This window comes from Luteolibacter sp. Y139 (assembly GCF_038066715.1).
GTDB lineage: Bacteria > Verrucomicrobiota > Verrucomicrobiia > Verrucomicrobiales > Akkermansiaceae > Haloferula > Haloferula soli.
The window spans coordinates 25,443-46,174 of sequence record NZ_JBBUKT010000004.1 but is presented as its reverse complement, the minus strand read 5'-3'; the positions used below and the strand labels follow the sequence as shown (position 1 = coordinate 46,174).

Here is a 20,732-nt window from a genome sequence, read left to right as displayed (position 1 = left end):
GGGAGAGAGTTCGAGCGGCCGGTGTGATCGAAGCGGATCTGCCGTTTCGCCATTCGAGTAAATCATTCGCTATCCAGTCCTAAGGTGAGCACCAACGGGAAAGCCGCGCCGCCTGCTCATTCCTGTCTTGTCATCTTTTGCCAGTCATCATTACCGATTACCGCCAATGAGTTTCATTCTTCAACTGCACGCAGCCGGGCAAACAACTTGCCTTGGCTCGCGTTGTAACCGGGCACGTGAACCGTGACCGCGTTTCCATTGGATTGAACGACGACACCATTCGCATAGGTGCCACCACCTTGTTGAATAGGCACGTCAGTCCAGGTGCCACTGAGAGTCTTCGACCACTGGAGAAATAGTCCGGCGTGACTGATTGCATCCGGATTGATGTGGAACGTGAGCGTCAGTCCGTCCGCGGCATTGGCGGACCACACTGACGCTGCATCAAAGACAAGCGGGTTTCCGCCAAGCAGCCACTCGAGTCCATTGGGAATGGCGTCGCGATCGGGATCAGCATCGAAGCCCGTGTTGCTTCCACCCGCTCCTTGCAGGCCGCTTTCCCTCACCCAGGTGACATAGGGATCTTCCCCGATCGCATCAGCCCATGAGGTACCCACGCGGATCTCGTCATGCATCACCGTGCGACCATTGACAAAGGCACCGAACGAGATGCCGTCGAAGGACATGTCCGCAGCTCCCAGCTTGGTCAACGTCGGCACTCCGGGTTCGGTGACCGATGTCGGATTCCTGTAAATGCGAACGTCGTCATTGCCCGCTTTGAAGTCGATCCGCACGACGTAGAAGTTCACATTCGTATCCCCCGCCCCGATCAAGGTGTGGGTATTGTTGGGCGCGCGGAGATTCACATTGTCTCCCGGCCGGTCATTTCCAATGCCGGCGATGCGTCCCGGGTCACCGAGATCACCACGATGGAATTCGAATTCGTAGAAGAGACTCGTCCCGTTCGGCTGCTGGAGAAACGAAAGATACAGGCTCGTCCCATCCTTCCCGATCCGTCCGTTGGCATCGACCAGGCCATTCACTCCGAAGGGCCCGTTCGGACTCGTATCAAGAAGTCTCCCCCCCGACGGCCGTTGGGGAGGTTGCACCTGTTCCCAGCGGACGCGGCATCGAAGCCAGCTGGCACCCTGGCTCCTCCCGCGAGGCTGCCGGCCACAACATCAGCGCTGCCATTGTCCACGGTCACCCATGGCGCCGCCCAGCCACGCCCACCCGCACCACCGCTCAGCGAAGCATTGCCGCTCGCATAGTCGAATCCCTCATAAGCCAACACCCCCGAAGGCAGCGGAGGAACCACCGCCGACAAGGTCACATTGTCGGCGATGTATTGCTTCTCACCATTCGTCGCGCTCGCACTCGAGGAAACATTCTTCAGATCGATCACTGCAAACACCTCCGTCCCGACATCCTCAATGCCGGGCGTGAATGCCGCCGTGTATCTCACCGGCACCACGCTCGCCAACGAGGGCAAGACCGCATCATTCGCGGTGACCGTGCGCGTGCCCGCCGTCCCTAACAATGTCCCGCCGTCACCCGGCACGCCGCTCGTCAGCCCCTTTCGGAAGGAAACGGTCAGCTCACCGGTGTGCGAATAGTTTCCCGCTCCATCCGTGATTCTCGCACCCAGATCTGCACCCAGCGTGAAGGTCTTGCCAATGTCCGCGAGCGCGACGCGGCCGAGTGATTGGAAAAGCCCCGCTCGGTTCTCGTTGGCCGCGTTTCGTGCCTTCAGCGAGGCCGCGCCCAAGCCGGTGAAGTCGGGATAGCCCGCCGCCTGTGTCAGTGCATTACCACTGTCATCCCAGCGCCCTGCCGCACCCGCCCAATCGCCGAATGTCGTCCAACCCGGCACCGTGCTTTGAAAAGAACCACCACTCGGAATGCCGTCATCAAATCCGGGATTGATGATCGTCGTGGATAGCGGCGTTTCCGGCGTCCACGCCGACGCCAGCTTCTTCACCGAAAGCGAATTCACCCAACCCTGTCCACCCACCGCATAGATTGCGGGAGTCGTGGTGCCGTTGCTTGGACTGACATATTGCGACCCGAACTTCTCGCCGTCGAACGTGTAGCCCTCAAGACTCAAGCGATCGAGCAGCAGCCGCAGCTTGACCCGCCCCGCACGCTGGGTAACGGCGCCATCGACCAACGAGATCGCATTCCCATTCACATCCGTGAAAGTCAGCGTACTGCTGGAGACATTGTAGCGGACGGTCGTGCGCGGCAGATCGATGACCACCTGCGTCGCCGTCCTCGGCTCGAATTCCATCGACAAATCAACCAGATCCAATCCACCGATCCCCGCCAGCAGGTTGGTTGCATTCAACGGCTGATCGGCGGCCTGGTAGGTCGAGGTGACGAGCGACGAAATCTCAGAAACCGGATTCGCACAGAGCCGCACACCATCAGGCGTCGTGCGCAAGCTCAGCTCGCAGGGAAACGACATCTGCTGGTTGAAAGGCACACCATACGCCGACGCGGAATCCGGCCCGCCATTCATCCAGCCAATCTGCACCACACGGCCGTTCGGAGCCTGATTGAAACTCTGCGCCGCATAGAAACTCCCGCTGCTTGCATGAAACGGCCCCGCCTCCGTCTGGAAGGTGGTGCCATTGAAGCTGCCGATCTCGTAGTCGTAGCTGGCATCGCAGATCACCCACTTCGTCTGCGCCGGATTGCCATCCACCTTCAGCGGGAACATGTCCATACACTCGAAGGCCCAGTCGCGCATCAGATCGGATGCGAAATTCCAGTCCTTCAAATTGGTAGAAGTGAAGAAGCGCACCCGCCCGGGACCATTGTGCACCCACAGCACCATCACCCACTTCTGCGATGCCTCGTGCCAGAAGACCTTGGGATCGCGCTCACCGTCATCGAAGCCCTGGTTCGGCACCACCGCCTTGCCATCGTTGTGATAGTTCCACGTCACACCGCCGTCGGTGCTATAGGCCAGCGCCTGATAGAACGGGCTATGGGCATACGTGAAAAAGGCCGCCAGCGTATTCCGCGAACTCACCTGCACGCCGAGGCTGTTGTTGAAATCCCTCACCGCGCTGCCCGAGAAGATCGTGCCGCTGCGACCTTCGACTTGGTAGGGCCGCAAGGCGTGATTCAACTGCCGCCAGTGGATCATGTCCGTGCTCACCGCGTGCCCCCACGTCATGTTCCCCCAGCCGGTGCCGAGCGGATTGTGTTGGAAAAAGAAGTGATACTTCTCCCCGTCGAAGACCATCCCGTTCGGGTCGTTCAGCCAGTTGCGGCGTGACGTGAAGTGAAACTGCGGCCGCTGCGCCTGATCGTAGCCGATCGTCGGTGAATCCGCGGCGGGAATCCCCGGCGTAAGACGAAAGCCGGTCGGCGCGGGCTCGTCACTCGCTTGGAAATTGTCCGCATTGATGTGCCCCCAGCCGCCGGTCTCCTGGTCGAAGATCACCAGCGTCGCGGATTTCCCCGCCAATGCCTGCGCATCGAAGGTAACGGGGGCCATCGCCTCGCTGTCGAAACCTGTCGACATCGGATACTCCACCCCTTCGCACACCAGCTTCACTCCGGTGCCCCCCGCATGGTTTCCCCCTCCCATCAGGAAGGTGATGTAGCGCTTCTGGATGGCGAAGGACTGCGAAGTCAGCGTACCGACCGGAGTGTCACCGCGGGTATCACCCGGCGCTCCCGTGACGCCATCGTAATTCTCATACGTGCCGATCCAGTAGTTGCCCTGAAGCCCGCAGGGGATATTCCCGCGCGCCGCCGTGTTGTCATGATAGGTCGGCTGACGGGTAAAGGCGGCACCTGCAGCCGTCCAGTTCGCCAAGGTACCGGCTTCGAAGTCCGAATTGGGAAACAAGGTTACCGGTTCCGCCGCGACACACGGGAGCGCAGAGAGGCAAAGGAAACTGAAGACGGAACGGCAAATCATCCGGCAGGATCAAGGGTTTCCCGTGAAGGAGCCGCGGACCATGCAATGCCGCAACCGGCAAGCCCCCGCCCACAGGGGATACCTGTCTTGGCAGGTCGGTAAGCCGTCATGACCGCTTGTTCCGAAAACTCTCCTTTTGGAGAGATTCTTCAATTGCAGCGTGTTTGAAGCATCTCCGCGCTGGCACTCACAAAGCTGCCATGGCAGGTTGCCGCCAGTAAATTGACAGGCTCCGACCCAGCGGTGACTCTTCTGTCAAAACCAAACCCAAACAGGTTCTACTATGAGCACTCGCGCTCCTGCCAAGCATGAGGACATTTCCGCCGAACTGCGGAAGGAAATCGCTGCCGGCAAATATGGCGAGGAAGGCCGCCTGCCCAGCGACTCGAAGCTGATGGAGCGCTTCGGCGTATCGCGCCCGACCGTCGCCCAGGCCATGCGGACTCTCACCACCGAAGGCCTGGTGGTTCGCAAGACCGGCTCCGGCACCTACGCGCGGCCACCGAGCCAATCGTCCGTGCCGATCTCGACCCATCGCCTCGCGTTGTTGATGCCCCACTTCGGGCACACCGAGATTTTCCAGCTCATCGCCGGTCACCTTGCCAGCCTCGCACGCCATCACGAATACAGCTTGGTTTGGGGTGGCTCGACGCTTCCCCAGCTTGATGCCGATACCCGGCTCGAGCATGGCGACGAGCTCTGCCAGCAGTTTATCGAGAACCGCGTCGATGGTGTCTTCTTCGCGCCTTACGAATTCGTCAAAGGCGGCTACGAGGCGAATCTCCGGATGGTAAAGCGCTTCCGTGAAGCCGGCATCCCGGTGGTGCTCGTCGATCACGACATCGTCGTCTACCCCGAGCGCAGTGAATACGACCTCGTCGGCGTGGACAATGCCGGCGGCGGCTTCTCCATCGGCCGGCATTTGATCAAGCTCGGTTGCACCCGCTTCGTCCATGTCGCGAAGCCGCTTTCAGCCTCTACGGTCGACGCTCGCTATACCGGCCTGTGGACCGCGGTCAGCCAGTGCGGTAGTGCCGAGTGCTTCATCAAGGCGGAGCGCGGCGAAGCAGGCGATCCTGTTTTCGCCAACAAGGTCATGGGATCGCGCCCAGACGCCATCGTCTGCGGCAATGATCACACCGCCGCGCTGCTCGTGCGGACGCTGGGGAAGATTGGCGTGTCCGTCCCCGGCGACGTGCGCGTCGTCGGCTTCGATGACGCAGGCTTCGCCAGCCTCGTCAGCCCTCCGCTCACCACCTACCGCCAACCCTGCCAGGAGATCGCGATCTCCGCATTCCGCGCCATGCTGGATCGACTCCAGGACCCATCGCTTCCCGCACGCAGCATCCGCCTCAATGGCAGCCTGATCGTGCGGGAATCCTGTGGGGCCTATGTGAAGTAAGGATGAAGTGAGGAGGGCCGGCGTTCCACCAGCCCTCTCTCAAGAACCTCCTTACTTCGTCTTCCACGCCGAGCGCAGCTCGTGCACTTCCAGCGAAGCGATCTTCGCCGCACCACCACGCGTCTCAAGATAAAGCCGGCGGTTCTCGCCCTTGAGATTGATCGGCATCGGGATGAAGCACAGACCGTCGCTGGCGAATGCCTCGACCCCGGTGCGGTCGCAGAAGATCGTGATGCGCTGCTTGCCATCGATGAGCGGCGCCGGCGCACGGTGTCCGTTCACGCTGAACTCCTGCTTCTTCGCATCGTAGACAACCATCACGTCGCGGATATTGAAGATCACCTCGTCAGCTTCACCCGGCTCGAATTCCGCGCGGACTTCCACCAGCTCGGCACGGATATCATCGAGCGGATTCTTGTCACCCGGCTTGAGCGACTGCGGTGCGATGCGATGGGACTTGGCACGCAGCGCTTCGAGTTCCTTCACCGGCGTGTAGGTCAAGCGCGGCCCCTCCGCCGTCTGGACGAGACGCAGGTCCAGCGGGATGGACATCGACTGATTGAAAGGCATGCCACGCGTCTCCGTGCGCCACCATCCGATCAGGATATGTCGCCCGTCGGGTTGATCGCTGAATGCCTGCGCAGCATAGAAGTCCTTGCCCCGCTGTCCGGGCAGCATCGACGTCTCCGGCGTGAAGGTCTTCCCGTCAAAGCTGCCGATCCGATAGTCGCTGCTGGCTCCTGACAGCACCCATTTCTTCTTCGTGGCATCGCCATCCACCGGTGCCTCGAAGAATTCGGGACACTCGAAGAACCCGTCGATCTTGCTGGCAAAGGTCCACTCCTTGAGGTTTGGCGAGGTGAAGAAGTGCATCGTGTGCACGCCACCGAGCTCGACGTAGAAGACCAGCACCCAGCTCTTGGTTGGCTCATGCCAGACCACCTTCGGGTCGCGGTTGCCGCCACTGATTTCCTTGATGATGGGATTGCCCTCGTACTTCGTGAAGTGTCGGCCATCGTTGCTGTAGGCCATGCACTGCACGGTCGGGTTCCCCGCCGCGGTGTAGAAGACGACCATCGGCGGCTTGCCGTCCTTGCCGAAGCCGCTGGTGTTCTTCCAGTCCACGACAGCGCCGCCGCTGAACATCGGCCCCATTTCATCCGGCAGTAGCGCGGAAGGGAGTTCCTCCCAGTGCACCATGTCTTTGCTCACCGCATGGCCCCAGGTCATGTTTCCCCAGGCCCAGCCATAGGGATTGTGCTGGAAGAACAGGTGATACTCGCCGTTGTAGAATACCATCCCGTTCGGGTCGTTGTTCCAGCCGCGCATCGGCGAGAAGTGGAACTGCCCGCGCAAGGGTTCTTCGTAAAGGTTGTCCGCATTCTTGATCTCGTTTCCCGGATCAACCGCAGCGAGCGCCTTCGAGTCCTCGTGAAGCTTGTCCACGCGCAGCGTGAGCTTCTTGCCCTTCCACGCGCTCACGTCCATCGGCGCCCACCAGTCGGCAGGACCATCGGCGAGCTCGATGTCGTTTCTAACAATGACCTTGCCGTCCACCAGCAGCGTGACCACGCGGTGGGGCGCGCCGTTCTTGATTGGAATGTTCAGGTAACGCGTCGTCGCCGTGAAGGATCGCTCGACTCCGCTCACCACGCCCTTCGGCTTGGTATCCGTCTGGACGATTTGGTCCACGGTGAGGTGCCCCCAGCCGCCCTTCGCATCGTCCACGATCTTCAGCACCGCCTTCTTGCCTGCGAGATCGGAAACATCCCATGACTCTTGCTGAAGCTCCTCGCTGCCACCAGGCCGGTCGTTGTTGCCGGTGGCGCTTCGCACCACCTTGCCATCCACCAGCAGCTGCAGCGCGAGTCCCTGCTCGTTCTTTCCGCCACCGATGAGGAAGCCAATGAACTTCCGATCAATCCGGAACTCCGGCGAGGTCAGCGTTCCGATCGTATCATCACCATTGAAGAAGGTGTTCACCAAGCCCTTGCCGCGAAAGCCGTCGACTCCCATCTGTCCAGGCAATGCACCCTGCGCCGGTCCGGGGCCGAAGGCTTCGCCCGTCACCGTCCACGGTTCGTAGGTGCTCTTTTCAAAATCAGCGAGGACGATCTCGGGAGCCGCGAAGCCCGTGGAAGAGAACGCCGCAAAGAGGGCAGTGGTCTTGAGCAAGGTATTCATGAGGTCAGGAGCTGTTCAGCCAACGGACGTGCCGATCGACCCTCTGCGGGATCGTTCAGCATTGGGGGTGGTCTTCGCGACCGATTGTGCCAAGGCAATGGCACCGCAAACACCCGCATCGTCGCCGAGCACCGGTGGAACGATGTAGTCCCCGATGCCTCTTTCATCCAAGGAGGGAGAAGCGATATAACCTGCAAGTACATCCCTGAAAGCAGTACGGACTTTCGCGAAGAACGCCTCTTCGCCCAAGCGACCCGCCTTCCGCACGCTGCCACCGAGGATGATCCGCCGTGGCGAAAGCACGCACGTGAGATTGACCAGTGCATGCGCCATGTAGCGCGCCGTTAGATCCCACGCCGGATGATCGGGCGGCAACGATTCCGCCGGCATCCCGACGCGCTTGGCGATCGCCGGCCCGGAACACAGGCCTTCCCAGCAGCGTCCGTGAAACGGACACGCGCCTTCGAAGTCATCACCATCGATGCACGGCAGCCCCATGTGACCCATCTCCGGATGCACCAGGCCGTGCAGCAATCGCCCCCGCGCCATACCGCCGCCGCCGATGCCGGTGCCTGCGGTGACATAGACGAAATCCTCAAGGTCCGCGGCTGCCCCCCAGCGAGCCTCGCCGAGGGCCGCGCCATTGACATCGGTGTCGACGATCGTCGGCACGCCCGGGAAGGCACGGCGGAGAGGACCCACGAGATCGGCATGCTGCCAGCCCTTCTTCGGCGTGGTCGTGATGTATCCGTACGTGGGGGAATCCTCCTCAAGGTCCAGCGGACCGAAGGAAGCGAAGCCGAGTCCGGCTAGTTCGCCGTGCTGGTCCTGCTGTTCGAGGAACCAGTCCACCACCTCGCGCATCAGCCGCGCCGGGTTGTCACCGCTGTCAAAGCGCGCACGGGCAAGGATCCCCTCGCCCGGGCCACTGCCGACGGCGCATACGAACTTGGTGCCACCGGCTTCGATGGCTCCGACAATGGGTGAAGGCATGCTGCTCATGACTGTGGATCGTGATGATCCGGAACGGGTGCGATGGTCATTGCTTCGCTTCTTTGATCCTGACGTAGTCCAAGCCGAACACGTGTGCGCCCGTGGCACCGGGCCGCGATTTCGGATTCCGGCCAACGGCCTTCGCCGTCAGCACGTGCTTGCCTGCGGTCAGGTTGAAGTCTCCTAGCGAAATCTCTCCGGTGCTGGTCACCTTGTCGTCGAAGAAGTCGAACTCCTTTCCAAGCGGTTGACCATCCACGGAAATCGTGAAGACGCCATAGTCAGGAGCCTTCGAGAAAGCCACGACAAGTTCCTGCCGACCCGACTTGCCCACCGGAAACTCAATCTCGATCTCATCGCCGGCCTTGCCCTCGGTCCAGATGAGATGCGCGTCGCCACTCCAGGTGCCATCAGGAAAGCCGCCCATGTCCTGCACCCAATGGCGTCCCGACCCAGTGCGAAGCACATTCATACTCTCGCCTTCAATCAATCCCGGCCCCGGCTTGATGATCTCGAAAGTGGACGGCAGCACGTGACTCATCTCACGGGACGGGCGCAAGTGGCGACGCTGTGCAATCGGCACGGCAGCATACGGATTCGCACTACTAGAATCTCCGTACCAATACACGCACGCCTCGTAAATCGCCGGCCGGCAATCGCGGTTCGGCATCACCTCCATAAAACCTTGGAAGCCCTTTTCGAAAGGAACGTCATCGCAAAGATGAAAGCGGCACACCGAAGTGTCCTGCTGCGCATCGGGGTTGATCCGCGACACCGAAGCCGAGGGACTGTTGAAAGTGATGAAGGGCGGATCCGCAGCCCACGCATAGCCGATGTAGTCCTCGCTACCGGTGCCGATCGTCGAAGGAAACGCCTCGCCATCCACGAAGAACTTCTCGTCCCCCTCACCCCACCAGCCGCCGAACTTCCACACGTGCTCGGACATGCCGACATAGCGGCCGCGTCCATTCACCACCAGCAGTGGCCAGTCCGGCCAACGGTCGCCGCGCTTGTAGACAAAGCGTTTCGAATCGAGCCCCGTGAAATCATCGCCATGCCACGCAGCGCGGAAGCGCAGCGACTTGCCCGCCACAGCGGCATCGACGCTCACCGTCTCCAGCTCGATAGCCACCTTCCGTGACGCATCACCATCGTTCCCGATCACAAGCCGCATGCCATCCGAAAACGGCATGTAGAAGTAGGAATAGAACTCGCCGTCCACGCAGCCCATCGGCCGCGTCTCGAAGGAATTCATCCCCGGGGAGGTCGCGAAGAAGTCGCCAAGAGGCGCCCACACGCTCGGCTTCTTCTCTCCATCCCAGGAAATCGAAAGTGTCAGCTCGCGAAGGATGTCTTCCTGCTTGATGTGATCATCCGGCAGCCCGAGCGGCTTCACCTTCAGAACCCGCAAGGCACCCGCTCCAGCCCGCGTGATCTCCCGCGTCTTGCCCGGGGCAATCTCCAAGGTCTCAACTTTCTTCGACGCCTTCTCTCCCGAGTAAGGGCTGCTGCCCGTCTTACTCCAAGCCTCGCTTGCCTTCTTCAGCACAGCGGCGACCTCCGGCGTGAAGCCTGCGAAAGTTTCAACCTTCGTGTCCTTTGAAAACTGCGTGTGGGTGGCATGAAAGTAAGCCCCCCATCCCTCGCTCATCACCACCTTGCACGACTTCGCAAAAGGGATCGGCACGAATTCATTCCTGCCTCGCGACAAGGTCATCGCCAGCCCGGGATACTCCTTTTCGAGATCGTCAGAGAAACTGCGGAACGACTTGTCCACGACGGGCGTCGTACTTCCATCCAGAAAGATGCGGATATGCCCCTGCTCAGGCTTGGCCGACCACACCCGCCACAGCACGCCCGGACCTTCGAGGTCCACCATCACTTGATCACTGCCTTCTTTCCGGATGAAACCCAACCCGTCATCGTTGGCCGACCAATTTCGATAGGTGCCGCTAGCGGCGTCATACGCCGAGCCGCGATCGTGACTCGTCGAAGCACCGGTTCGCTCGCCCAGAATGACTGGCGACGCCAGCCGCTCAAGACTGGTGAGCCGATCAACCACTTGCCCGTAAGAAAGCGTCTCCGCCCGTGAGCTGGCGACCAGCCCGACCATCAGGAGCGCGGAGAATGGACGGAAAGCGATCATCGGATCCCCAGCTTTTGCTCCATTTCCTCCAGCGGCACGCCCTTGGTCTCGGGCACCATGAACTTCACCCAGATCAATTGAAGCACCATCATTCCGGTGAAGATCAGGAACACCACACCCGGCGCGAGCTTCGCCATCATCAGGGGGAAGACGGTGGTCAGACCCGCCGCAAAAACCCAATGCGTCGCACTGCCGAGAGCCTGACCCGCGGCACGGTAGCGATCCGGGAAAATTTCCGAAATGAACACCCAGATCACAGCTCCCTGGCCAATGGCATGCGAAGCGATGAACGCGAAGATGCAGATCAAGACCATCATGCCGCCGGAACCAGCAGCTTTCGAGGACTGCGAAAGCACTTCGTTTGCCACAGCTTTCACCGAAGCAGGAGAAGCATCGTCTGCCAGCGTGACCGGCGTCGCTCCCGACTTTGGCTCAGCAGTTGCGGCCACCAGCGCGCTCTTCTTCTTCGCCAGATCCTCTTGCATTTTTGCCACGCGAGCCGGATTCGCCGTCTCTAACGAATCGACCGCACCCTTCACATCGACCGCAGAGGATGCCGCGCGGAATTGAGGAGCCCACGTGAAGAAGGCCGTCGCGCACAAGCCGAGTGAGAGGATGTAGCCGAATGACCCGATGTAGAGCAGTGTCCGGCGGCCGAGCCGGTCAATCAGCCAAAGCCCCACGAAGGTGAAAATCAGATTGGTAATCCCGATTCCGATCGACTGCGCGAGCGCGTTCTCGCTGCCGGTCATCCCGAAGATGCGGGGGGCGAAGTAGAGGATCGCATTGATCCCGGAGAGCTGGTTGAAGAAAGCGATCAGGAACGCCAGCAGGATCGGCGTCTTCAGGCGCGAACTCCAAAACCCTCCCGCCGTTTGCCGGGGTCCCTCGGGCTTCATCGAATCCGCCAGAACGCCGATCTCCGCAGCGGAGGCGCCAGGATGAATGAGCTTCAGCACCGCTTCCCCCTGCGCGCGATCACCCTTGCGAGCGATCAGCCAACGCGGGCTTTCCGGAATGACGAGACAGGCCAGCGTGTAGATCACCGATGGCACTGCCATCACGCCCAGCATCCAGCGCCAGGAGTTCTCACCGAGACCCGCGAGCAGGTAATTCGACCCGAAGGCGACCAAGATGCCGAAGACGATGTTGAACTGGAACATCCCCGCAAGCCGACCGCGGTGAGCCGGCGGTGAGATCTCCGAGATGTAGAGCGGTGCCGCGACCGTCGAAATGCCGATCGCAATGCCGCCGATGAACCGGGCGACCATGAAGGAATAGACCTCGTTCGTGAGGGCCGACCACAGCGAGCCGATCAGGAACAGCGACCCCACCCACAGCAGAGTCTTCTTCCGCCCGAAGTGATCGGTCGGCCAGCCGCCAACCATCGATCCCAGCACGGTCCCCCACAGCGCCGACCCCATCGCCAGTCCATGCATCACGGCACTCAAATCCCAGAGGCTTTGCAGCTTCTTCTCCGCGCCAGAAATGACGACGGTATCGAAGCCGAAGAGGAAGCCGGCAAGCGCGGCGACGATGGACCAAAGAAAGAGGCGCCTATCCATGTTCAAGGGTTACTGCTAGGGTTTACTGATGGCCAACGTGACGACCCCGCCCCCCAGCCTGCAATCCATCCCTGTTTACCTTTTGCACAAAGGTGCCCTTACAGATTCAAAATCTGTAAAAATCAATTGCTAGCTACCCATCTCGTCCAAACAGCGCCGAACCATCGATAGGTAGCTGGTCCCGAAGAGGTTCAGGTGGTTGAGCGCGTGGTAGAGGTCGTAGAGCCTCCGGCGGCGGCGATCGGGCGTGCCACTCAGCCATTGGTAGCCTCGATAGAAGGCCGCGGGCAAAGCACCACTGAAAAGCTGTAGCATGGCGATGTCCGTCTCCGCATCGCCGAAGTAGGGAGCAGGATCGAAGACCACGCCGGCACCATCCGGCAGCGCCGCAGCATTGCCGCTCCAGAGATCGCCGTGAAGCAAGGACGGCACCGGATGGTGATCCGCCAGCAAACGCTCCGCAGCCGCTACGATCTCCCGCTCCGGCAGGTGATGCTTGCGGGCCAGCCGGAGCTGCGGCTTGAGCCTGCGCTCGATGAAGAACTCGCACCACGAACGCAGCGGCCCGTTTTCCTGAGGGGTGCCGCCGATGAAGTTGTCCTGCTCGAGTCCGCACATCGGCCGCGTGACCCGATGAAGTCCGTCCAGCGCCCGCCCGAAATTTTCCCACGTCCATGCATCAAGCGGACGGAGATCCAGCCACTCCATCGCGAGCCAATGGACCCCACCCATCTCCCCCTTCGCCAGCAATTGCGGCACGCGAATGTGAGGCGCGAGCAGCTCCAATCCCCGCGCCTCCGCCTCAAGCATGGCAGCTGCCTGCCCTGCCCCGGACTTCACGAAGACCCGCCTTCCATCCGCGAGTTCCAGCCGCCGTGCGTGATGAATGCAGCCACCGCCAACCGGCGACGCCTCGCAAACCGCCGAACCGAGTGATTCCGCGATGCCCTCATCCACCGGCGTGGCCCCGGTGCTCATGCCGCAGCACGTCGTGCCTGATCCTCGCTCATCCACGCATACAGAATCGCCCACAGCGATAGCGCCAGTGAGAACAGCGGGATCTGCACCGGCTCCGGCAGCAGATAAAGCACCGTCACCACCGGAATCCACACGCCCCACGTCGCGAACAAAGCCGGCACGACGTGATCCCGGTAGTAGCGCACGGTAAAGAAATCACGAGTCATCCGGTAGCCGCGATTCTTCCAATCGAACAGCCACACGGTGACCGGCGCCGCGTAGAGCGGATTATAGAGAAACTGGTCCACCAGCACCTGCGGGATCACCACCGAGGGCACCGGCTCGTCTCCAAACCACTGCGCCTGGCAGCGGTAAAAGACATCCACGATGAAGCCCATCCCTCCCCAGAACGGCACCGTGAATAGCAACTCCCGGAGGTTCTTCACCAGCACCCGCCCGCGCTGGTTGATCAGCACGCGCAGCAGCTCCGGCACCACCGCTCCCGCGATCGCTGCCGCCAGAATGCTGTAGCCGAATCCCCAAGCTTCCTTCGTCTTCGCCAGCCGCAGAAACACGCCCTGCGCCGGCGGATAGAAGTAGTAGAGCACCAACAGCACCACCATCGCACCCTGCACGATCAGTCCGGGCAGCACGTTGGCCCGCACCGCACGCAGGCCGGCCCGCCACGGGGCCTCGCGCGTCACTCCAGTCGGCTCGCTCACGCCGCGGACACTGACGCCCGTTGAATGAACTTCAAGGCCCTCTCGTCTCAAGGTCATGATCTTCTCTCGCATCGCGCCCCTGTTTCTTTCGGCGCTAGCCCCGTTTTCGGCGGCCCATTTTCCTCTAGTGCCTCCATCCGACCGCGTGCTCACCGTGGAGCAGGTGAAAACCTTCTGGGTCAGCCGCCTGCGCTCGGAGGCCCTACCGTCGAAGTCCACGGCGCTCCATCCCGAAAAAGACGCCGCCCGCCGCTCCGAAATCCACCGCCGCCGCGGCCTCATGGAGGAAATCCGCGCGGGCCATCACGACCTCGCCGCCCGCCTCGTCTGCCTCAGCCACAATGTCGAAGCGTGGTCGCGCCTCGGCGACGAACCGAAGTCCGATGCCGCCGAACAGCGCCTGATCCGCCTGCGCGAGCATGTCGCCAAGCTGGCCACCCTCGAAGCCCAGCGCGAGGCCGCCGTGAAAGTCGGCGAAGCCGCCGACCGCATGATCGCGAGGAGCGAGGAAATCCAGCAACTCAAGGTACTGCTCGCCCGACAGGATGAGCTCTGCGGCTAAGGAGTGTCCACGCTCCTCACATCCACCCCTCCGGAAACCGAGCCCCGGGAAACACCTCCCGCGCCTCTTCTAACAGCGCCGCCCGTTCCTCGGCCACATAGCGCCCGGACACGTGAAATAGCACGAGTTCCTTCACCCCTGCATCCCGCGCCAGCGTCGCCACCTGGGCAGACGTCATGTGATAGTTCTTCTGCGCCAGCTCCACATCCGCCACGCGGTACTGGGACTCGCACACCACGTGACCGCACCCGCTCAGCCACGGCACCAATTTCGCCGCCGCCGCCTCATCCAAAAGGAAGTCCGTCAAATACGCCACCGAGTCCCCCGGCGTCGCGACCAATAGCTCCGCCCGCAGCTCCCCCGCCCGCCGCCCTTCCACCATTGCATCATCCGGCAGGGCCACCGGATCCTTCAACGACTTCAGCCACGCACCCGGCCTCATCCCGAGCGCGGCCAGCCGCTCCGGATCAATGTTCCACCGGGTCTTCTCCGTGACCTTGTAGGCCATGCTCACCGTCAGGTGATCCAGCGCCATCGCCTCCACGATGAAATCCTCTTCCTCCAGAATTACCCGCCCTTCCCGCACCATCGCAGCTTCCTCGTGAGCGGTTTCGAACGCCTCCGGCAGCTCATGACGCCACGTCTGGACCTCTGTCTCTCCGATCTCCGAGACGCGCCAGGTCGCGCCGAGATTCTCGTGGAGATTCCACAGGTAGCTGCGGAAGCGGTGATGCAAGATCTTCCCGGTCCCCGGCGGCCCCCAGATTCGGTTGTTGTTCCCCTCGCGGGCGAAATTCATCCGGAAAAACCCGTCAAAGCCCGCCACATGATCCATGTGGAAGTGCGAGAAAAAGACGTGATCGATCGCCAGCACATCCGACGGCGCCAGTGCTCCTAGACAACCCTCCCCGCAGTCGAAGAGCAGACGGCTCACCGCATGCCCGCTATCGATCTCCACGTGCAGCGCGTTGTCAGACCCGGCCGCGCCGAGCACCCGGAAGCGGATGGCCATGCGGCAGGCAAGGAACCGGGCCCCTCCCTGTCAAGCGGGCTTCCGCCCTTAAAAGGCGACAGGCGTACGAAACGATCTCTTTTGGCAGACAACGAGTTGTCATACAAAAACCTCCCGTTTCAGCTAGACACGACCGGCTGCAAAGATTTGCATGCAAGAGATTGGAAAAAGGAAACCCAATTCCCTTTTTCCAGAACGCAAAAGACCCATGAAAACCCCATTGTACCCAAACTACACCTATTGCCTCCTTTTCTGCCTTCAGGCCATCTCCCAAGGCGCAGAACTGCCAAAGCTCTTCAACAATACCGCCCTGAATCTCGGCGGCGCATGGGATGCCGCCGGCGCCGTCCCCGGAACCAGCGACGTGATGCTCTGGAATAGCACCTTCGCGGACACGGCATCTGCCGCAACCGCACTCTCTCAAATGGGCGCAGATCTCAGTGTCCAAGGAATCAAAATCACCAATGTCGGAGGCACCAGGAACCAAGCCACTCGTTTTGTCGGATTTCAGAACACCAGTTCCGCCAACACCTTGACGATCGGAGCCGGAGGCATCGATGCCTCGACCGCTTTCCAGACGTTCTACGGCCAGTCCAAGCTGACGCTCGGAGCCAGCCAGACCTGGAACGTAGCCAACGCCAACACCAACGTGAATCCGACCGGGTCCAACAACGGGGAAGACATCGTTTTCATCGCTCAGGCGGCGGCGGTCCCGGTCAATCTCAACGGCAACACCCTGACCACCACCGGAGCCGGTCAGATCACAATCACCAGCGGCTACACGATCAGCAACGGAACGATCAATTCCGGGAATGACTTCTTCACCATTCAAGGCGGTTCCAGCCGGGTCACCACGATCAATAACAACGTCAACCTGATCGTCAGCAGCGGCACGCTGCGGATCCAGGCGAACAGCGGCACGGGGGGAGTATCCATGGCATGCGCCGCCCCGGTCACCGTGAATGGCGGCATCTTCAGCATCCGGACCAATACCGATGGCCTTTCCGCTACCCAGAGCGGCAATATCACCCTCAATGCCAATTCCGGCCTCAGCTTCCAGACCGACTCCACCGGCCCGAACAACACCACCGGCAACATCTCGGTCAATGGAGCGACTACCGTCCGGGTCGCGGGCGGCGGCAATCCAGCCAACGGCGCAAACCTCACCGGCACCCTGACAGGCTCCGGCAACATCACCTATCTCAACACCGCCACCGGCGCCAATGGCTACTGGCGGCTTGCCGGTGACAGCAGCGGCTACTCCGGGACGATCACGCTGAACGGTGCCAGCGGCAACCGCAGCCTGCGACTCGGCACTGCCAACTCAGGCAGCGCCGCCGCGACTTGGAACGTCGGCGACCTCAATGTCCTTCAAGTCAACGGCGTCGGCGTCCAGCTCGGGAAACTCCAAGGCTCTGGAACCGTGACCAATTCCAGCACCACCGCCGCCGCAACCATCACAGTGGGTGCCGGCGAATTCTCCGGTGCGATCACGAATGGGACCACACTGCCAGCCGCCGTCACCAACGTCACCAAGACCGGCCCCGGCCTGCTCCGCCTGACCGGATTCAACAACTACACCGGTGCCACCACGGTCAGCGGCGGCACTCTGGTAGCCACCCCCGATCAAACCGGCGTCACCGCGGTCACTGTCGCCGACGGAGCCACCTACGGGGCCCTCTACGAAGGCAGCGGCCCTACCTTGATCACGGGAAATGTCACCGTCGGTTCCACCACGGGCGGCACCCTTCAGTTCGACTACGGCACCTCGGGCAATCCACTCAGCCCCTTGCTTTCGGTCGGCGCACTGACCTTCAATGGACCGTCCACCATCAAGATCGCCGGTAGCAATCTTACCCCTGGAACATTCGCGCTCGCCGACTACACGGGCTATGCGGGCACAGCGGTCTCCGGTCTCAATCTCGTCCTGCCGACCCGCACCGCCGGTTCGCTGACCAATTCCGGATCGCAAATCAGCCTCACGATCTCCTCCTCCGAAGAGGTAAAGTGGAATGGCAACCTCTCCGACAATTGGGACATCGATCCCGATGGCTTGGGAGGCTCAGGCACCGCGAACTGGAAGACAACGGTCACCAATGCCTCCACGCGCTACATTCAGGGCACCTCCGCCGCCGACTCCGTCAACTTCGATGACACCGCCACTGGCACCGGCACGGTCAACCTCACCACTACCCTTTCCCCCACGGAGGTGGTCGTGGACAACACGGCAAAGGACTACACGTTCAATGGCAGCGGCAAGCTGACCGGCTTCGCCCGCCTCTCCAAGAAAGGCACCGGCACGCTCACTCTCGCCAATACCACCCCCAATGACTACTCCGGGGGCACCGTCATCGAGGCTGGCACCCTTCGTCTCGGCGACGGCGTCACTGCCGGCGCGGGTCAGGTTGCCGGTAACATCGACAACTCCGGCAGGCTCTTGCTCAACCGGCCGGACAACTACGACTTCTCGAATACGCTCTCCGGTCTAGGCATCCTGGAGAAGGCGCAAGCAGGCACCATGAGCTTCCCGGTCTCCACCTCGATCAACGGGCCCTTGGCGATCACCGGCGGCAAGGTGCGCTTCCCCGCCGGCGGGTCTATCAACGACGCGGTCTCCGGCAGCGGCGAACTGGAAGCAGCCGGGGGCACGGTCATCATCTCGGGCAGCGCGATCGCCAATACCAACACCGGCCTCACCACCGTCAGCAACGGCACGCTGCAGCTCTCCAAGTCGGCCTCGGTCAATGCCGTGGGCGGCAATGTCGCCATCACCGGAACCGGCGTGCTGAACATCCTCGCCGACGAGCAGATCCCTGACACCGCCACGATCAGTGCTCTGGGCAGCAGCGCCGACTCCATCCCCGGCACGCCGGGCAAGGAAACCTTCGCCAATGCCATCGTCAACGGCTCGGTCGCGACCACCCAGCTCATCCTGAGAAACAACGCCACCGTCACCAATACCGGCACCATCAACCAAGGCATTCTCGGCGTCGCCAGCAACAACACCGCCAACGTCAACGCCGTGGTGATGACCTCTCCGACCGCGATCCTGCGCGTGGCGGCCGGTTCCAATACCTCCATCATGAACGTCGGAGCCGGCGGCATCACCGCCAGCGCCGGCGATGTTCAGGTGAAATTCAACACCGCGGAATTCGATGCCATCCTCAACCTCTCCGGCGACGTCACCACCACGGGCAACATGTCCTTCAGCAATGGCGGCTACACCGGGACGAAGCTGAACGTCGTCCGCCTCAATGGCACCCGCACGTTTAACATCGGCGCCGGCACCATCACCACGGTCGCTCCGGACCTCGCGAACTACATCAACAGCGACCCGGCCGAAGTCGTCGGCACTCTGATCAAGAACGGCGACGGCGCTCTGGTGCTTGACGCCGCTTGCACTGCCACCCACACCGGCGGCACCACGATCAATGCCGGCGCGATGCGTGTCCACGGCAACCTCGGCGGCACGCTGCTGGTGAATGCCAATGGCTCCATCGGCGGCTTCGGCACCATCGGCAACACCACCGTCAATGGCACCGTTAACCCCGGTGGCGTCAACCCTCTGACCGGGAACCTGACCTCCAGCGGCACCGTGACCTTCACACCCGACTCCGACTACGTGGTCGAGATTGCCAATTGGGCCGGCACCACCCTCGGCACCGACTGGGATCACCTGACGGCCAATTCCCTGGTGATCACCGCCACGCCCTTGAACAAGCTGGTCATCCATCCCACCGGCACACCCACCGGCTTCACCGAAACGAACAAGACCCTGACCATCGCCACCTCCACCTCGCCCATCACCGGCTTCGATCCCGCGGCCATCCAGATCGATGCCACCGGCTTCCCCGGAACCGGCACCTGGGCAGTCCAGATGAGCGCAAACACCATCCAGCTCGTCTACACCGCTGGCGCGGTGTCCGCATACAGCTCGTGGGCCACCGCCGAAGGACTGACTCCGGCGAACAATGACCCGACCGCCGATCCCGACAAGGACGGCCAGATCAACCTCATGGAGTTCGCATTGAACAGCACCGCCTTGTCCGGAACCTCCTCCGGCAAAGTGGTCGGCAAGGTCGGAACCGTCGGCGGCCAGCAGGCGCTCACGATCACCCTGCCGGTGCGCACCGGAGTGAGCTTCACCGGCACCACCGAATTGACCGGCACAGCCGATGGCGTCCTCTACCACATCCAGGCCAGCGATGACACCGGCACTTGGAACCTTCAGGTGAGCGAAGTCACCGGCGCAGACGCCACCACCATCCAAACCGGGCTTCCCGCCCTGCAAACCGGCTGGACCTACCGCACCTTCCGCAGCCCCGGCCCGATCACCGGTGATCCGCGGGAATACATGCGCGTGGTGATCGATCCCGCCAGCTGATCGTTTGGTAACGATCCGCTTCACAGCCCGCACCGCCACCGCGCGGTGCGGGCTTTTCTTTTCCCAGTTCCCACCGCCAAGCTCCGCCCGTGAGCGCCTACACCTCTCTCGAAGCCCTGCTGCACGATGCCTTCTGGGCGGATGAAGGCGAACCGGTCGAGCTCGCCATGCTGGATGAATTGCTGCGCGGCCATCCCGGCACGTCGCTGGAGATTGGCTGCGGCTCCGGCAGGCTGCTCCTGCCCCTGCTGCAAAAGGGCCACATCGTGGAAGGTCTGGAGCTCTCCCGTGAGATGCTAGATCTCTGCAAGAAATCCGCGGAAGCCCTTGCGCTCGATCCGATCCTCCACGAGGGCGACATGACCGTCTTCGACCCCGGCAAGAAGTATCACTCGCTGTTGCTACCTGCCTTCACCTTCCAGCTCGCACCGGATCCCGCCGCGGCACTCGCCCACTTCCACCGGTTGTTGGAAAAAGACGGCCTCCTCTACCTGAGCGTCTTCATCCCGATGGCCGAGCTCCATCGCGAGCTCCCGGAGGGAGAATGGTACGAGGATCATCGTACCAACCTGCCGGATGGCCGCAGCGCTGCCGTGCACACCTGTCACAAGCTCGACCGCAAGAACCGCGTTCTCATCCGCGAGCACCGCTACGAACTCCTCGACGCCGGCGGCTCGGTTGCGGCTGAGCACCTCTCCACGCAGGCCCTCCGTTGGTTCACCCCACGCCAGCTCCGGGGTCTGCTCGAAAAGTCCGGCTTCGAAGCCGTCCACGCCCTCGCCGACTTCGACCCCGAACTTCCGGTCGATGATGAAGCGCAGATCGTCACCGTCGTAGCCCGGGCAAGGTAACGGCAGCTTTCCTCTGG

At 61.9% G+C, this 20,732-nt stretch carries 13 protein-coding genes; 4 read left to right on the top strand and 9 right to left on the bottom strand.

Annotated elements, in window-relative coordinates; genetic code table 11:
* Nucleotides 1-173: 173 nt before the first annotated feature.
* Nucleotides 174-1,043: a hypothetical protein gene (locus WKV53_RS11385; RefSeq protein ID WP_341404712.1), complete on the bottom strand. Its 870-nt coding sequence runs from the start codon at nt 1,041-1,043 to the stop codon at nt 174-176.
* Nucleotides 1,040-3,865, bottom strand: coding sequence for a glycoside hydrolase family 32 protein (locus WKV53_RS11380; RefSeq protein WP_341404711.1), 2,826 nt, complete (start codon nt 3,863-3,865; stop codon nt 1,040-1,042). Before WKV53_RS11380 ends, WKV53_RS11385 begins: the two co-directional genes overlap by 4 nt.
* 355 nt (nt 3,866-4,220) lie before the next feature.
* Between WKV53_RS11380 and WKV53_RS11375 the strand changes: the two genes are divergently transcribed.
* Nucleotides 4,221-5,339: a substrate-binding domain-containing protein gene (locus tag WKV53_RS11375; RefSeq protein ID WP_341404710.1), complete on the top strand. Its 1,119-nt coding sequence runs from the start codon at nt 4,221-4,223 to the stop codon at nt 5,337-5,339.
* 51 nt (nt 5,340-5,390) lie between these two features.
* Here WKV53_RS11375 and WKV53_RS11370 read toward each other — a convergent pair whose 3' ends face one another.
* The 6 genes from WKV53_RS11370 to WKV53_RS11345 all read right to left on the bottom strand — a co-directional run bounded on the left by WKV53_RS11370 (nt 5,391) and on the right by WKV53_RS11345 (nt 13,906).
* The gene (locus tag WKV53_RS11370) at nt 5,391-7,523 is read right to left on the bottom strand and encodes a glycoside hydrolase family 32 protein (RefSeq protein WP_341404709.1); all 2,133 of its coding nucleotides are present in this window, start codon (nt 7,521-7,523) and stop codon (nt 5,391-5,393) included.
* 15 nt (nt 7,524-7,538) lie between these two features.
* Entirely contained in the window at nt 7,539-8,525 is a 987-nt protein-coding gene (locus WKV53_RS11365; RefSeq protein WP_341404708.1) for an ROK family protein, read from the bottom strand.
* A 37-nt stretch (nt 8,526-8,562) separates the two neighbouring features.
* Nucleotides 8,563-10,662, bottom strand: coding sequence for a DUF2961 domain-containing protein (locus WKV53_RS11360; protein ID WP_341404707.1), 2,100 nt, complete (start codon nt 10,660-10,662; stop codon nt 8,563-8,565).
* On the bottom strand, nt 10,659-12,227 hold the full coding sequence (locus tag WKV53_RS11355) for a sugar porter family MFS transporter (RefSeq protein ID WP_341404706.1): 1,569 nt from the start codon (nt 12,225-12,227) through the stop codon (nt 10,659-10,661). The genes WKV53_RS11360 and WKV53_RS11355 overlap by 4 nt, the downstream gene beginning before the upstream one ends.
* Nucleotides 12,228-12,356: 129 nt before the next feature.
* Complete coding sequence (locus tag WKV53_RS11350; protein ID WP_341404705.1) at nt 12,357-13,205, bottom strand: fructosamine kinase family protein; 849 nt, start codon at nt 13,203-13,205, stop codon at nt 12,357-12,359.
* Nucleotides 13,202-13,906 (bottom strand): hypothetical protein, encoded by a 705-nt coding sequence (locus WKV53_RS11345; protein WP_341404704.1) that lies wholly within the window; start codon nt 13,904-13,906, stop codon nt 13,202-13,204. The genes WKV53_RS11350 and WKV53_RS11345 overlap by 4 nt, the downstream gene beginning before the upstream one ends.
* A 127-nt stretch (nt 13,907-14,033) precedes the next feature.
* On the opposite strand from WKV53_RS11345, the gene WKV53_RS11340 reads away from it, so the two are divergent.
* On the top strand, nt 14,034-14,468 hold the full coding sequence (locus WKV53_RS11340; RefSeq protein WP_341404703.1) for a hypothetical protein: 435 nt from the start codon (nt 14,034-14,036) through the stop codon (nt 14,466-14,468).
* A gap of 16 nt (nt 14,469-14,484) precedes the next feature.
* Here the strand turns inward: WKV53_RS11340 and WKV53_RS11335 are convergent, their stop codons facing one another.
* On the bottom strand, nt 14,485-15,480 hold the full coding sequence (locus WKV53_RS11335; RefSeq protein WP_341404702.1) for an MBL fold metallo-hydrolase: 996 nt from the start codon (nt 15,478-15,480) through the stop codon (nt 14,485-14,487).
* 208 nt (nt 15,481-15,688) lie between these two features.
* Here WKV53_RS11335 and WKV53_RS11330 point away from each other — a divergent pair, with 208 nt between their 5' ends.
* The gene (locus WKV53_RS11330; RefSeq protein ID WP_341404701.1) at nt 15,689-19,864 is read left to right on the top strand and encodes a beta strand repeat-containing protein; all 4,176 of its coding nucleotides are present in this window, start codon (nt 15,689-15,691) and stop codon (nt 19,862-19,864) included.
* A gap of 89 nt (nt 19,865-19,953) precedes the next feature.
* Nucleotides 19,954-20,715, top strand: coding sequence for a class I SAM-dependent methyltransferase (locus WKV53_RS11325; protein WP_341404700.1), 762 nt, complete (start codon nt 19,954-19,956; stop codon nt 20,713-20,715).
* Nucleotides 20,716-20,732: the final 17 nt, after the last annotated feature.

Excerpts from the sequence above, each read along its gene's own strand:
- WKV53_RS11375 (WP_341404710.1), top strand. The coding sequence starts at position 4,221 with ATGAGCACTCGCGCTCCTGCCAAGCATGAGGACATTTCCGCCGAACTG.
- WKV53_RS11370 (WP_341404709.1), bottom strand. The coding sequence starts at position 7,523 with ATGAATACCTTGCTCAAGACCACTGCCCTCTTTGCGGCGTTCTCTTCC.
- WKV53_RS11365 (WP_341404708.1), bottom strand. The coding sequence starts at position 8,525 with ATGAGCAGCATGCCTTCACCCATTGTCGGAGCCATCGAAGCCGGTGGC.
- WKV53_RS11360 (WP_341404707.1), bottom strand. The coding sequence starts at position 10,662 with ATGATCGCTTTCCGTCCATTCTCCGCGCTCCTGATGGTCGGGCTGGTC.
- WKV53_RS11355 (WP_341404706.1), bottom strand. The coding sequence starts at position 12,227 with ATGGATAGGCGCCTCTTTCTTTGGTCCATCGTCGCCGCGCTTGCCGGC.
- WKV53_RS11350 (WP_341404705.1), bottom strand. The coding sequence starts at position 13,205 with ATGAGCACCGGGGCCACGCCGGTGGATGAGGGCATCGCGGAATCACTC.
- WKV53_RS11335 (WP_341404702.1), bottom strand. The coding sequence starts at position 15,480 with ATGGCCATCCGCTTCCGGGTGCTCGGCGCGGCCGGGTCTGACAACGCG.
- WKV53_RS11330 (WP_341404701.1), top strand. The coding sequence starts at position 15,689 with ATGAAAACCCCATTGTACCCAAACTACACCTATTGCCTCCTTTTCTGC.